This window comes from Paenibacillus sp. 1781tsa1, assembly GCF_024159265.1.
In the GTDB taxonomy this organism is placed as follows: domain Bacteria; phylum Bacillota; class Bacilli; order Paenibacillales; family Paenibacillaceae; genus Paenibacillus.
The window spans coordinates 1,438,832-1,452,576 of record NZ_JAMYWY010000001.1 but is presented as its reverse complement, the minus strand read 5'-3'; the positions used below and the strand labels follow the sequence as shown (position 1 = coordinate 1,452,576).

At 44.8% G+C, this 13,745-nt stretch carries 14 protein-coding genes and 1 pseudogene; all 15 read right to left on the bottom strand.

From position 1 onward, the window contains the following. Nucleotides 1-258: 258 nt before the first annotated feature. Nucleotides 259-654: pseudogene (locus NKT06_RS06360) on the bottom strand (phage holin family protein); the annotation flags it as partial. A 211-nt stretch (nucleotides 655-865) separates the two neighbouring features. Beyond that, a complete protein-coding gene (locus NKT06_RS06355; protein WP_253431478.1) occupies nucleotides 866-4,027 on the bottom strand; it encodes a pyocin knob domain-containing protein in 3,162 nt (1,053 codons plus the stop codon). Continuing rightward, complete coding sequence (locus NKT06_RS06350) at nucleotides 4,028-4,573, bottom strand: putative phage tail protein (protein WP_253431475.1); 546 nt, start codon at nucleotides 4,571-4,573, stop codon at nucleotides 4,028-4,030. After that, nucleotides 4,570-5,628, bottom strand: a complete 1,059-nt coding sequence (locus NKT06_RS06345; protein ID WP_253431472.1) for a baseplate J/gp47 family protein — start codon at nucleotides 5,626-5,628, stop codon at nucleotides 4,570-4,572. Before NKT06_RS06345 ends, NKT06_RS06350 begins: the two co-directional genes overlap by 4 nt. Next, on the bottom strand, nucleotides 5,621-6,034 hold the full coding sequence (locus tag NKT06_RS06340; RefSeq protein WP_063564533.1) for a DUF2634 domain-containing protein: 414 nt from the start codon (nucleotides 6,032-6,034) through the stop codon (nucleotides 5,621-5,623). Before NKT06_RS06340 ends, NKT06_RS06345 begins: the two co-directional genes overlap by 8 nt. Beyond that, nucleotides 6,031-6,288 carry a DUF2577 family protein gene (locus tag NKT06_RS06335; protein ID WP_175383663.1) on the bottom strand — a complete coding sequence of 86 codons (258 nt, stop codon included), beginning with the start codon at nucleotides 6,286-6,288 and terminating at the stop codon, nucleotides 6,031-6,033. The genes NKT06_RS06340 and NKT06_RS06335 overlap by 4 nt, the downstream gene beginning before the upstream one ends. 6 nt (nucleotides 6,289-6,294) lie before the next feature. Next, a complete protein-coding gene (locus NKT06_RS06330) occupies nucleotides 6,295-7,305 on the bottom strand; it encodes an XkdQ/YqbQ family protein (RefSeq protein WP_253431469.1) in 1,011 nt (336 codons plus the stop codon). 13 nt (nucleotides 7,306-7,318) lie between these two features. Beyond that, a complete protein-coding gene (locus NKT06_RS31875) occupies nucleotides 7,319-8,014 on the bottom strand; it encodes a LysM peptidoglycan-binding domain-containing protein (RefSeq protein WP_253431466.1) in 696 nt (231 codons plus the stop codon). Continuing rightward, the gene (locus NKT06_RS06320) at nucleotides 8,015-10,084 is read right to left on the bottom strand and encodes a phage tail tape measure protein (protein WP_253431463.1); all 2,070 of its coding nucleotides are present in this window, start codon (nucleotides 10,082-10,084) and stop codon (nucleotides 8,015-8,017) included. Between the two features lie 201 nt (nucleotides 10,085-10,285). Then, nucleotides 10,286-10,708, bottom strand: a complete 423-nt coding sequence (locus NKT06_RS06315; RefSeq protein WP_253431460.1) for a phage tail assembly chaperone — start codon at nucleotides 10,706-10,708, stop codon at nucleotides 10,286-10,288. A 171-nt stretch (nucleotides 10,709-10,879) separates the two neighbouring features. Then, nucleotides 10,880-11,338: a phage tail tube protein gene (locus NKT06_RS06310; protein ID WP_017690162.1), complete on the bottom strand. Its 459-nt coding sequence runs from the start codon at nucleotides 11,336-11,338 to the stop codon at nucleotides 10,880-10,882. Between the two features lies 1 nt (nucleotide 11,339). Further along, a complete protein-coding gene (locus NKT06_RS06305; protein ID WP_253431457.1) occupies nucleotides 11,340-12,656 on the bottom strand; it encodes a phage tail sheath family protein in 1,317 nt (438 codons plus the stop codon). Continuing rightward, the gene (locus NKT06_RS06300) at nucleotides 12,656-12,865 is read right to left on the bottom strand and encodes a YqzN/YkzM domain-containing protein (protein ID WP_253431455.1); all 210 of its coding nucleotides are present in this window, start codon (nucleotides 12,863-12,865) and stop codon (nucleotides 12,656-12,658) included. The genes NKT06_RS06305 and NKT06_RS06300 overlap by 1 nt, the downstream gene beginning before the upstream one ends. Before the next feature lie 123 nt (nucleotides 12,866-12,988). Then, nucleotides 12,989-13,408, bottom strand: a complete 420-nt coding sequence (locus NKT06_RS06295; protein WP_253431452.1) for a phage tail terminator family protein — start codon at nucleotides 13,406-13,408, stop codon at nucleotides 12,989-12,991. A 37-nt stretch (nucleotides 13,409-13,445) separates the two neighbouring features. After that, nucleotides 13,446-13,730 (bottom strand): hypothetical protein, encoded by a 285-nt coding sequence (locus NKT06_RS06290; RefSeq protein ID WP_253431449.1) that lies wholly within the window; start codon nucleotides 13,728-13,730, stop codon nucleotides 13,446-13,448. Between the last annotated feature and the right edge of the window lie 15 nt (nucleotides 13,731-13,745).

Below are 13,745 nucleotides of genomic sequence, written 5' to 3'. Positions count from 1 at the left end.
AAACTATGAGTATCGGAAAATATTAAAGCACCCGGATCGGGTGCTTTTCTCATTCCAACTTTACTTCTATCCATTTTATCTTTATCTACATTACTAGAGAGCTGATTCACTAAAATTCTAATCATTTTTCTCAGCAGTTGGACTGTTATTCTCCGTTTTCTTTTCTACTGAATTTGTATCTCCATTAGGGCTATTAATTGGCCGCTCGCTGTCTTCTGGTGGGGGACTAAAAGGTAAATGATTCGAAATGGCACCCTCTCCCGCCTTCCCCTTGAACACTTCAATTGCCTGTCGAATCACTGGCGGGATTGGAGCGCCCAACTTACCCCCGTTTTCGATAATGGACAATAACTCATTTGCGATATAAAAAAAGGCGACCGCATCCCTGAACAAATGTCCGTCTCCCAGAACACCGTCCACCAGATGAGCCACCGATACCATTGCAAATATAAATACCTTCCGCGCAATGCCGAACATGCCGACATTACTTTCTAACTTGCCACTCATACCTGCCGCCGCGATACCGGTTAGGTAGTCGAGGATGACGAATACGAGTAGTACACCGAGTACGCCTGACCAACCTCCGAAGAAGTAGGTTACTGAGCTGCTCATGAGTGCAATTCCCCATTTCCATAGGGTATCCCATCTTTCCATGGTTTCACCTCCTTTATTTTTAAAATATATACATTTGCTACCTTAATTAAAGATTATATTTGGATTAATACATCTCACAAATATACGTTATAAAATCCAAGATATTTTCTTTTTCCATATGCTATCGAAGAAAATACCTATCGTTCAAACAATTTTTTTCCAATTTCCATTCATAAGACAATATTACTTCAATTTCAAGTTAAATACCCATTTAAACTCCAAACGCTTCCCATTCAAAATTGTTCTGCACTGGAACAGGCATTATAAATGACGTATCTCCGACACTCGCGTACGAGGATGCGATACCTGTACGCTCATACACCCGCACATTATGTCCTGTTGAGCCTGATGCACCGTTTACTACAGTTGCTAAATTATAGTTTTCACCTCCCACAGTTGGAGTTGCTTTACGTGTTGATGCACTGTAAACAGTAATCGGAATATGCGTATTAGCAACGTCTTGGCTGGGGAGACGTATGATAATACGGGTTGGTCGAAAACTTAATCCCGTCACAGTTATCGAATTGAAGGCAACTTGTGCACCATTATAATTTATAAAGTTAACACTCCCACTTGCATATACTGACCCTTTCGCATATTTAGGACCTGTGCTGATCTGACCGATCTTGGTCGCCAATTGTGTGTATGTATCGCTGCCTGAAGCTGCTACTCCCTTGCCAGTAATGGCGGCAGCGATAGCCGATTTCCCATCACTGACAGAGGACTTTAAACTTTCAAACTCTTCTCTAGATGGAACTTGTACCCATGCGCCCCATATGTCATAAAGATTTCGCTGCCATGTCGTAAATCCTACTGGAAGAAATGTTATTAAAGTTTGTGTTACTCCTGGGATGGACTCTTTATTTTGCGTTCCATTTTTACTCACCTTAAGACTGAAAGCTACTCCAACAGGACAATTTTTTAGAGTTTCCGCTGTCGTATTAAATTGGCAATAATATTCTCCTTCAGCTACAAAGCCATTTAAGTCTTGATTTTCACTGATACCTGATGATTTTCTGAGATAGTTTTTATCAGCATATTTCTGTAATTCCATTTCGTTATTTTTACTTTCCACTACGGATAGCTGCCTTGAAATATTGGAAGAATCGTTTATAAATTGTTCTATAATAGATTTCTCACTTACTCCTATCGTTCCGTTAATCGATATTGGTGAAAATTGATCCTGAACCTGATATGTTACAGTATAATAAGCCGATGGATCATATTGAGAGGCTGGCATGGAAGCTAACTCTAACCCATAAACTTCTGACTCCGGATTAAATCGTAGGATCTCCCAGTAATCTCTGACATCATTTTTATAAACGGACAGTATTTTTTTAACCTTACTATTTAATTTAGCTGACAAATTATAGTTATTAATGTTATATGATTTATGCACATCTGAAGTATATACTGGATTAGCACTCTCTCTAATTATCATTCCTGTACCTACTTCAACCTGATTATCTCCCTCATTGAAAGTCAATTGACCCTCTGACGTGATCGGCTCGATAGTTGGGGTCCCCAGTTGGTATATCAGTTGATATGGCTTCCATTCAGAATATCTTGTATATGCTGACCTTATTGTAGGAGAAACCGGCAATGTGGTCGTAAAGTGAGACGCAGAACTTCCTGACATATATATCGATTCTAATGGACACCAAGCTTTGCCAACTGTTTCACCATTGTATGGCTTACTTACATCGCCTTGATTACCAAGATACATCTTCCATCCCATAAAATAAGCCTTGATCTCATCTGCTGTCGGCGTATATGAATCTCCCCATCCACTATCTGCATTAGCAATAGATACATTGAAGTCTGATAAATCTGTAATTCTGAAGTAGGCGTTATCAGATTCAGACATATTTCCGTTTTTAGTAAGCACATTACCATTGTACTTCGTAACAACCAAGCTGTTAAAAGCTGCTACTGGTTCGGATAGAGTACAACCAACTATCTTGTAACCAGACGATGATGCTATTGATCGGTAACGAAGACTTTCATCCAAAATTATCTTGCGCCACTTGGTCATCTTGTGATATTGGCCATTCTTTTCAAACACTTCGTCAGCATTCAAACCTGTCACCGGGTCTGAGTATAAATCCGTTTGAAGTGCGAGCATACAATCTTCACGTGTTTTCAACGGTTCTACTACCTTACCAAGAGTCATGGTTGGATATGCAAAACTCGCTTTATTCCCGGTAGTCCATGTCCATTTATTCACATCAAACTCTTCTGTATACTGCGTAACACCACTAAGATTTACACCCATTTTTATGGCCCTTGAGACAGTTTTAATGGTTTTAGTCTCACCCGGATTAATGAACATACCTTGTAATCTTGTATATGAATCATATATACTCACTCGAATTTTGCCCGTACTTGCTGCCGGGTTACTAATCGTGTAATCTTGATTTGCTAATACACTTAAGTAAGTCACGGCGTATGCATCAGTTCCCATAGAACCAGATACTAACTCACCAGTAGCCGTATGTGGAGACGTTTCTAGAAAAGTGTGTCCTGTGTGCTCCCATTCGTAGAATGGCGGCAATAAATTCTCTCCATAGCGAATTACATAAGGATTTCGAACAGGCTGAATACTATTAACATATGGAAATTTAGTTCCTACTTGTTCCGGAGACATACTGGCAAGCGCAGCGTAATCGGTAGTGCTGACTTCATAGAGACGTACTGCATCTGCGTAACCGTACTGACCTACGGCTGTACCTGAAACCCCCACGTCAATATTTAGCTTTATATCCGTTGGTGCCGTATAACGAGTCCAGGTTACGTTAAATTTAGAGTTATCCTTTACTGGATTCCCCACCGCCCCAACTCCGGGGAGATTAATAAACATACTTGCCCCATCGAAATTTTTGACTTCAGCGATTGCTACATACGATTTCCCTGCCTTAAGCGATACAGTAAAGAAGCCAATACCTGATGTACCTGTATTAATCGCTATTTTCAACCCGTTTGATCCCTGCACTTTGTTCGCACTGTCTAAAGTTAATGTCGATTGATGTACACCAATCTTTGACAAGTCTTCACACCCGCCATCACGCCCCAACAAATTCACGAGCGTACGGCCCTTCAATCCTTCCAGCTTAAATGCCGAGGCACGCTCAGCATTAATGATCTGCAATCCGGGCTCCAACGTCACCGATCTACGCTTCTCCGTATCCAACCGCTCCTGAATACTACCCACCTGTGCAACGGTTTCCTCAGTCTTTTCTTCCACTTGCCCTATACCCTCATCAACTTTCTCCCAGTTCTGATCCAAATATTTATCCAGATCAAAATAGGTTGTCGATGGCGAGGAACGGTCAATCTTATTCAACCCCAAATTCGGTGTTTTTGGTTCATTCATCTATGCTCCACCTCCTGCAAATTTATCCTGCCGAGTCTGTTCAATCTCATCCAGCGTCATGCTTTCGACCTCCGCAATCGTCAAATACCGCAGACGGTACTCCACGGTCATATGTGCTGGTTTAATATCCTCAATCGCTGCCTTCAGGTCGTCCAGATTGGGCGGCAAGCCCCATGTGTCGATGAAGCGGATTCGGATCAAGTACTCTTCGGGCGAAACGGATACATCAATCCCGCCACTTTCGTAGGCCTGCGCTACGTTCTTGAGCATGGAGCCAGAAACTTTGCCGCTGCCGCGCATTTTGGAAATGATTACGGATCTTCGCTGATCATCCGGCTTGGCTTGATTTGTAGGAATCTGCAAATCCCGCTCATAACGTTCCAATGCCCAAGTCGCAGACTCCGGGTAGAATTGGTCCAGCACACTTTCCAAACCCACCGTAAGCTTGTCCAGCTCAACACCTTCGGTCTCCGTAAGAAGTTGCATCTCCAACACATTTTCATACAACGGGGGCAAAAGAGTCATTAATACCTCTGCTTTACTCATTTCACCTTCACCGTCCCAAGAACAGCTACTGCGCCGGGGGCAATCTCCAGATTGGACATACCACCATTCACCAGCAGATCACTATAATCGATCACCGGTGGGATATCCAGAATGACATTGGCAATACGTGTCCAACGAACCAACGGATCGGCAAAAGCCAGTTCTTTCAGATACGCCGTAACTCCCGTTTCAATAAGTGTCTTGACGCCCTCGTACGTTGAACCAGAAGCAAGCGTGACCTGCACTTCAACATCAATAGGTATCTCTTGCGCTCCTACTACTGTGACCACGGGTCCGATTGGAGCAGCACCTTCACCCATTCCATCCTGGGATGGATCGATATAATCCTGCACCGCCTCGATAACCGCCTCAGCAGGTGTTTGCATTTCATTATTCAGCAATGCCACTTTGACTGTACCTGGCCCGTCCCACAGTGGAAAAGCCTTCGCTTTGCCAACCCCGGAGTTTTCCCGTGCCCATAACTCATACTGATATTTGTTGGCACTCGTGACCGGACGGGAAACTTTGTCCTGATATCGGTCATACAAGGCCTGATCCGTTTCTTCGTCTTCGCCAGGAACCAGCAACTGTGTCAATTCAGCTGTCGTCAGGCCAGCAATATAATCGATGGGCAGCAGGGCCCCCGTATATTCATTACCTTCCGCTCTCGCGACTTCACATTCCAACACATATCGCCCTGCCGCGATGCGTTCCACAACAACATACACCCGATCCCCCGTGGAAAAACGACTATCCAAAGGAACCTCAACAGGCTTCCCTTCGTTATCCCGAAAACTACCAACCCAACGCGCCTTCGTGGCCGGCTTCCGACTAATGCCAGACCAAGCGACTGCGCGATCCAGATACTCTCCAGAGGCTGTATCCGCAAACTTCAGATTGGCGTTCACATCCAGCTCGATATACATCTGAGCCATTTCCACAGCCGCTGGGGCAAGCGCATCATAGATAATGCTGCCTTCACGTTTATCCATACCATTCGGCACTCTGTCCAGCATTCGATTTAAAATAATCTCAAACGTCTGCTCTTCATACATCCATGTTCACCTCCGTTTCTTCCCTGAAGCTGCCAAAATCTGTTTCCACGGTAAACGAAACCCGTACGCCATCGGCCTCGTGGACAAAATCGAACTCCGTTACATCCGAAATTCGATCATCCGGAAGCAACGCTTCGCGAATCCAGCGTTCCAGTTCCGATTCAACCATGGATCTCCCGGCCATTCCTTCCCAGGACCATTCCATGCCGTAATCCGAGGAATAGATTAGATGTTCGTAGCGGCGTGTAGATAACGCTTTGTACACCGCCTGTTTAACCGCATCTTTTCCATCCAGTTGCAGTCTTCCAATTCGCTGTCCAGAAGCTTGAAACACATACGTCAGACTTGGAAGTACAGCAGCTTCTTCCTGATCTTCTGCACTAATCTGCGCGCCTTGAGGGATCATGGATTCACCAGCCGATCCAGCACGACAAAGCTGTCCCCACCTTGAACACGTAACAACAAGACATGGTCACCCACGGTCCAAGCTTTGTTCACTACGGATTCCGGCAGTACCAGAAAAGGTTCAGCCAATGCCAGCCGTTGTTCAACGGTGATCTCCAGAGGCTGGGTGTTTGTGACGCTTCCGTACATTACCTGAACGGGAGACTTGGCATCTACGGCGGCCACCGCCGCCTTTTTAATCACGTCCAGCATCATTTATCGTTACACCACCTTCAAATCCAGTGACATCGTGTGCACGCCCCCCTGTACCTTATGCGTACATTCGTCTACCAGAAAATATTGATTAATCTTCAGTTCATCGATCTGAATGTTCACAAAACTGCCTGCCCTCACCTTGAAATCACCAAGCGCATCCACTTTCAACGTCTGCGTCTCGCGATTGCGGAGGGTCATCAGGGTCTTGAGCATTTCATCAATCTGACCTTCGTTCAGGCCATCATCCGCCTTTTGGTACAAAAAAAGCAGCCCCCATTGACGGATGCTGCCTGAATCCTGATGAACAAACGTTTCTCTTTTGCCCGTATCCTTGTTATCCCGATACAGCTTGATCTTGTTATACGTCTGGTCATCAATAGACCTTGTATAGCTATAATCCGTGAGTAGACTGTTATCCCCAATAACAAAGCCGTAAGGCATCTCTTCCACATCCCGAAGCACAAGCTTGCCGAAATCATCGTAGAAAATATAGTTTTTACCGCCATAGATCAGCGTTCGGTCGAGCGCCTCACAGATCATGTCGATCAGCTTTTTGTTATCAAACAACATACGCGGTATAACATATTTCGGCTGGATCAGCTCGCCCACCTTCAACTGAAAGTCGGTAGCAATTCGTTTGATCACATCCGTAGCGGTCGCGTTCACGAACTTGTACGTCTGACTCGCGGTCAGATACCGAGTCTGGTCGTAGGCTTTGATTTTGACACTTTCGTCCTTACCGCTATCCACCGAGAAGATATATCCGTAAAATATGCCTACCTCGTTGCTAATATATTTCACGATATATCCATTCTCATAGGTGAATTTCTTATTCTGGTACAGACTGCCCTTGATCAACGTGAATTCCAGAGAGGAAGGCTTGCCGATACGGGAGGTTTTGTACGTAATGTCACCGGCAATCTCGCTAATGTCCCAGATGTTGCCCTGCTTATCATCCAGCAATAACCGTTCCTTCATGTTTGCCAGCTTATCATCCAGCCTGATCTGCTCTTGCATATTGCCTCTCCTTTCACGGAAGCTTGATCACAAGTCCAATCTGCAGCTTCTTCAGTTGTGCATCTTTGATGCCATTCAGCTTTTGCAGCTCTTTCCAGCGAGATCCATCTCCCAGATGGGCTTTGGCTACAGACCACAAGGAGTCTCCTGCTTTAAGTATGACGGTCTTGGGCTGGATTTTTTCATTGGGCCGGGAGGCTTTGGTTTTTGTTTTCGAAGCAGCCGTATCCTTGCTGTCCTTGAGCGGTACTACTTTTTTGGCGGCATAAAAAATGAACTGCTTCAGCTTGATATCATACTGGATATCCCCCACCGTACCCGCAGTCTCCTTCCAATCGAAGCTCTCAATGGAAACCGCCATATTAATGGTGTACCTTGCACTGGAAAAGAACAGCCTGACGGGTCTGCCCGTCTGCATCCAATGGATGATCTTTTTCACATATTCATAGGGATCACGGTAAAACTGCTTCTGAATTGCCGGATGTCTTGCATCGTAGTTCAGATGATACGGGCTGTAGTCTGCCGGAAAAATCCCGCTGAAACTGACTTCTCGCAGCTTCGGCGACTTGATCACGTTAATTTCACCCAAAGCGCTAACGTTAAACGTACTGCCGTCTCCCGAATCCGAAAATTCAATGCTCTCTGGTGTCACCGGGAAAAATATGTATTCGGAGCGGTTATTGAAGCTTAGCTGAATATAATATTCCACTTATCCATACACCCCCTGGGCACTGGAGACGATCTGACTGTTCAGTCCATCAGTGATTTTGCTGATGATGCTGTCCACGTCATGTCCGCTGTTGATATCACCCGTAGTAACCTGAACAGTTGGCGTCAGACTGACAAATCTCTGAATGGCCTGCATCTCGGCAAGTTCACGCATCAGTTTCAGATCCTCACTCGTTACATCCACTGTGCCATCCACGTCACCAATCTTATCCACCTGTCCGATATTGTTGATTTTGTTGATGTTACTCATGTTGCTGTTGGGAACAATAGTGGGAGCAGGCGCAGTTGGTATGGAAGGTGTTTTGGGTATTTCGGGTGTGTAGTCTTGGCCAAATTTATATGGTAAATCTTTATCCTTGGAGTCATCCTTCGGGTTAGAAGAGAACTTAGAAACCCACTCCTCCGCCTTTATCTGACCATCCCCATATACACTGGGATTATATTCTCCATCCATTCTCACAGACTCAAATACATTTTTGTCACTCTGTGGCTCCATAGACTTCAGAGTGTCCATCCAACTCTTAATGTTCTTGCTGCCAATGTTAATATCCGATTCGGACATCACACTCAGGTTCGTACCAAAGGTATCATTGATAAATGAAGCAACATCGCTAATGGCCCCTACTGCTCTTTTAAGAAAATCCTCGATGCCTACCATAACATTGTAAAGAGTTTGTAAAACAAACATGCCTAGATCATAGAACAACTTTTGAATTGCGTACACAGGATCAATAAAAAGGTTAATCAAGAAATCTGCCAATGAAGCAAATATGTTCCACACGGTAGCAATTACCACTCTGATGATTTCGCCAAGCATCATAAATGTACCAATGATAGCCCCGAGAATATCGGTACCGGTTGCTCCGAACATTTGGAAAATCATAATCATTGCAGCAATTGCTGCGATGATCAGCAATATAGGCCAGTTTACCGCCAACCATGCTACAGCAAGCAAAAACACTTCAGCGATCACAATACCAAGCGAAACAATCATATTGTAGAGCAGCACCATGGCTATCGCAGTCAAAATAGGCGCAATGATATCCCAGTTTTCTTGCACAACTGTAGCAAAATTGATGAACCCATCCACGATAAATGCCACCACCTGAGCAATAATTGCGAAGGCCCCACCAATCCATTCGATGAACGCACTGAACTGACCTGAGCTTATGGCTTCGTTTAATCGGTCAAGCACAGGAGATAAAACTTCCAAAGCTCTTGTTCCGATTTCAGATAGTATTCCATTGAACTGATTGACGAGAGCCGTCCATTTTTGCAATGGAGAATCCAGCATGGTATCAAAGGCTTCTTGTGTGTAACCTTGCATTTCAAGAACCGTCTGCAAACCTTGTATAAAACCGTCAAGGTCTTTCGTCTGTATAAATTCATCCAATCCAGCTCCGTTTAATGCACTTTCTGGGATGTTAAATTGATTAGCCAAATCTGTATTTTTTCCATTCATGGCACTAACAATAGCCTTGGATGCATCGGTCAGACTTTTATTATCCGGTGACAACATACTCAGTCGTTGAGTCATTTCATTTAACTGATCTACCTGCCCTGTATTCTGTGCCAATGGCACGAACCCTAGAGAAGATTTAAGCGAATCATTGACATCCTGACCACTCTTGAAGGCTTGATCTCGATACTTATTATAGATGCTTTCCCCGAGCCCCGGATCTTCTGCGGCAAACATGTAACGATATTTGAAGTCTTCTTGTTCAGCAGCAGCTTTTAACACAACACTTCCAGCGGACTTTACCATTTGCATCCACTTAGAGAGTTTGCTCAGATTATCACCCAAAGCATTGCTTGTATCATCAGCCGTATCCTCCAACTTTTCCATCAGATTAATCGTTACATTTAGTTGTTGATTTACTTCATTAAAATGGTTGGATATATTCGTCTGGTTAAATTGGTTCAGATTAATCCGGTTAATCTGGTTGAAATTATTAAGGATCTCAGTAGTTCTTACTTGAACCAGATTTAGATTATTGATCAGGGTATTCATGGACGGAGGATTGATTACATTGATACTTGTATCGGACATTCATTTCTCCCTCCTTTCCTTTTTATTTCTTCCGGGCGCGATTCTTAGACCGTTCTTTCTTCTCTTCCTCCACCCGGATGGAGATCATCGCATAGATCGCTGCTCGTTCTCGCATGGAGAATGCCATAAGCTCATGCGGCAAAATGTTTAATTCATGGAGAGCGTAATAAGCCAGATTGGCTTCGGAATCGCCCTCTTTAATTAGTTTTTTACGTCATCCACCAGTTCGTTCATGTCCTGATTGAAGCCGTTCAGCTTCTGAACCTGTTCACCCAGCGAAGCAAATTCCCCAGGCAACAGCATTTTCCGCAAAAGCGATTCCGCCCCCATTACGCCATATGACCGCTGGAGTTCTGCGTTTTTCAAATCGGGGTAAACTACACTTGCGCTCATCAGGCGAGCCATGTAATCATTCGCATCGATGTCGGGTGTGTAGACACCGTTCTTACCCTTGATTTTGCGGGTAGCCGATTTGCGGCATTCCTGATTTTCGTCCTCAGTCATGCTGCGCAGTTTCCAGGCAACCGGCTCGCCTTTCTCATCTTTAAATCGAGGGGATACGATAAACTCCTCCGTTGTATCCGTTGCTGCATTTTGGGCAAAAAACATACTCAATCCACTCATGTATTGTTCCTCCTCTAAAGTTAGGCTCCCCGCCGCAAGAAGCGGCGAAGAGCAGAATTTTGACACGCCAAATAGCCCGTAACACAGGCAAGTTGAACAGGTTTCTTTTACAAACCCGTTGCTAAGTTAAACTCTTGATAAATCTCAAATCACTATGCTTTCCACGCTACATTATTTCGGCAGATTGAACGAGACAGGCATATCGACATCTTCAAAGGTAAAGCTCACTTCTTCCTCCAACGCCTCCGCCTCGGTATCCAGAGATGCCATGATTACACTGTCGAGGTTGACACCTTTGAGGGTTACCGTCTGTTTGCCAATTGTAGAGGAAGGATCTTCGTTGGTCACTTCAATGTCGAAGTACGTGTCCACACCATTTTGCATGTACTGGAGCATCAGCTCACGGAAACGGGATGTGGTATAAAAAATCGTCATGGAACCCGAACCGGACCAACCGGTTGCTTTGTGCTGTACGCCGCGGCGACCCAACGTTTTGACTTCTGCTTTTTGTTTCTCCACCGTTGCTTCCAGTGTCTTCACATAAAACATTTCTTCCGTCTGTCCGTTAATCGTTGCGTATGCGCGGCCTTCCTGGCCGGAGATCGTGTCGCTTGCTTTCAAAAATGCCATCTTAAACCACCTTCACTTTCATATATACTTTTTCAACGGAATCCACAGGTTGGACCTGAATCTCAATCAGAATACTGTCGGTTTCATTGCCCGGAGCAACAGTGATATCTGTTTTGGAATCAAAATTTTGAATGGCACCGATATCCTGAAGTTGCTTCAGATAAGTGACACATTGGGAACGGAAAAGACTGCGCCCATCTTCGTTGTTATTCACTTTGCCGATGTAATAGGACTCAAAGATCCGTTTCATATCGTTAGCGATACCATCAAGTACACGGACAACACGGTTTTTGGCAAAATGACGTGCCTTATCCGGTGTAATGGAACGGAATGTGTTCACATCCTGCTCTACCACTGCACGGTTGCTACTCGCCGTAAACACAAACTCACCATTACGCAATGCTGCTTCTGTCTCACTATGCGTCAATCGTCCGTTCACATCCACGGCATCGTCATAGGCGCGGAACGTCAGGGATTCATTCAGGTTAGCTCCCGCTGTTGCGCCAGCAGTCCATGCTACGGTTTGTTTCGGCGTAAGAACGGTACCATCTGCGAGCACAACACCATTTTTGACACTGATAATGCCTTCATGATCTGCAGCCGGATAATCGGACAGAACCAGTTGCACTTTTTTGCCCTCGATATCACGCAAACGCTTGATGTAAGCTGTGTAGACTGACTTGAGTGTGGCATCGTCTGAGATCAGACCGACTGTATTAAAATCTAACACCTCTAGCTTGGTGAGGAAATCGGCATGCTCCTGGTTCGTTGCTGTACCATCCAATCCACCTGTTAGTGGAAGTGACGCTGTAGCTGTGAGTGCCCCTTCACCAGTAAATGTGACGTATGCGTTGGATTCCAGAGCTTCGATCGTGGATGAAGTTTGTTTGTCCACTTCTTTACCCGCAAGCAACGTGGAGACATCCAATTGTTCCGGGTCATTGATATTTGCTGAGATTACAACAGCCAGATCATTACCACGCACACCACCGTGTTGGGCTGTCACTGTCAGTTTGTCCAAGGTTGCCTTGGCTTTGGTCCCTGCATTGAGTCGGTAAAGAAGCAAGGTCTGCGCCCGTTTCAATGCCTCGCGGATCAGTAGCAATTGCGGCGCTGTCCAGTCATAGCCCAATTTGGCTTGCACATCTTCACCTGCTTGCACGGTCAGAATTGTACCTGCTTGTCCCCATGACAATGGAAGTGCCAACGCCACCGTTCCTCGCTCTCCTACCGTACCCGGCAATGAGCCCTCTGATGCAAAATTCATATATACGCCGGGGCGTACCTTGTTTTGTGTCGTCCATGTTCCTCCAGCCATTATTGTGCCTCCCCATTCATAAATTGTTGGATGTGTTGCTGTGCTTCTTGTAAGGTGTATGTTTCTTGTTCCAGCAGAACTGCTGCCAAAATGTCTTTCTCCATCCGGCTGAGTTGCCGGGATTCGGCGAACTGTGCTTTGCTGTATTTTTGGTTATTTTTCTGTTGAGCTTCCGTTTTTTTAGGGTCCGATTCTTTTTTCGTAAACATTGCCAATGCGCCTCCTATTCCTTTCATACTGATCCCCTCATTCGGTTAGTTAGGTTCAATAAAAAATAGCTATACTGACCACTCCAAGGACAGGATAACTATCGTTATGTTGAACTACTATAGTTATTCTCTTGTAGCCTTAAGTGCGGTAGGTCGCTGTTCCAGTTGTTGCATGGTAGTGGCGGACTCCGACACTTTGGTGGTTCGCATGGTATAGTACACCAGCATTCGCGGAGTATCGTTCTCCGTCTCCCAACGCAGTTCCGTTGCGCGATAGGGTGTACCCTCCACATTGATGGTTTCCAATGCTTCGAACAGTTCATCCGCTAGAGTTTCCGGGATATTATCTGCTTCTAGCCATCGGATTTCAAAGGCGTGAGATTGCACGAAGCGATCGCTGCGTTCCCGGGTGAGTTGGGCGGACAGCAGGCGGTAGGAGATGCCCGGGGTGGAACTAGTGCCCTTTGCCGGGTGGATCGGGATGTTTGGGAAGTGCTGTGAGAGTATATTAGCGATGGTAGTGGTTAGTTGATTTGTGGTCATGGTTCACCTCCTTATATTTAATTAAAAAAAACCTTATTTACATAACCATGGAGTAATGATTGAAATCTATTTTTGTGAAGCGAACAATATATTCGGTCAATCCATAATTTTCAATAATTGATCTTATAATCATTTCCTTTACAATATCTTCAAAACTATTTTCATCATCCAATCCCTTTTGAATAACATCTCCGAACATTTTCTCTACAAAAGGTTCCAAAATAGTACTCGCTCTATGATCCCAAACTATAGTTTCCTTATTTATGAATTCATCAAATCCTATATTAAAATGACTTCTTACAAAATTATAAACTTTCTCCATATTATAACTTAACCT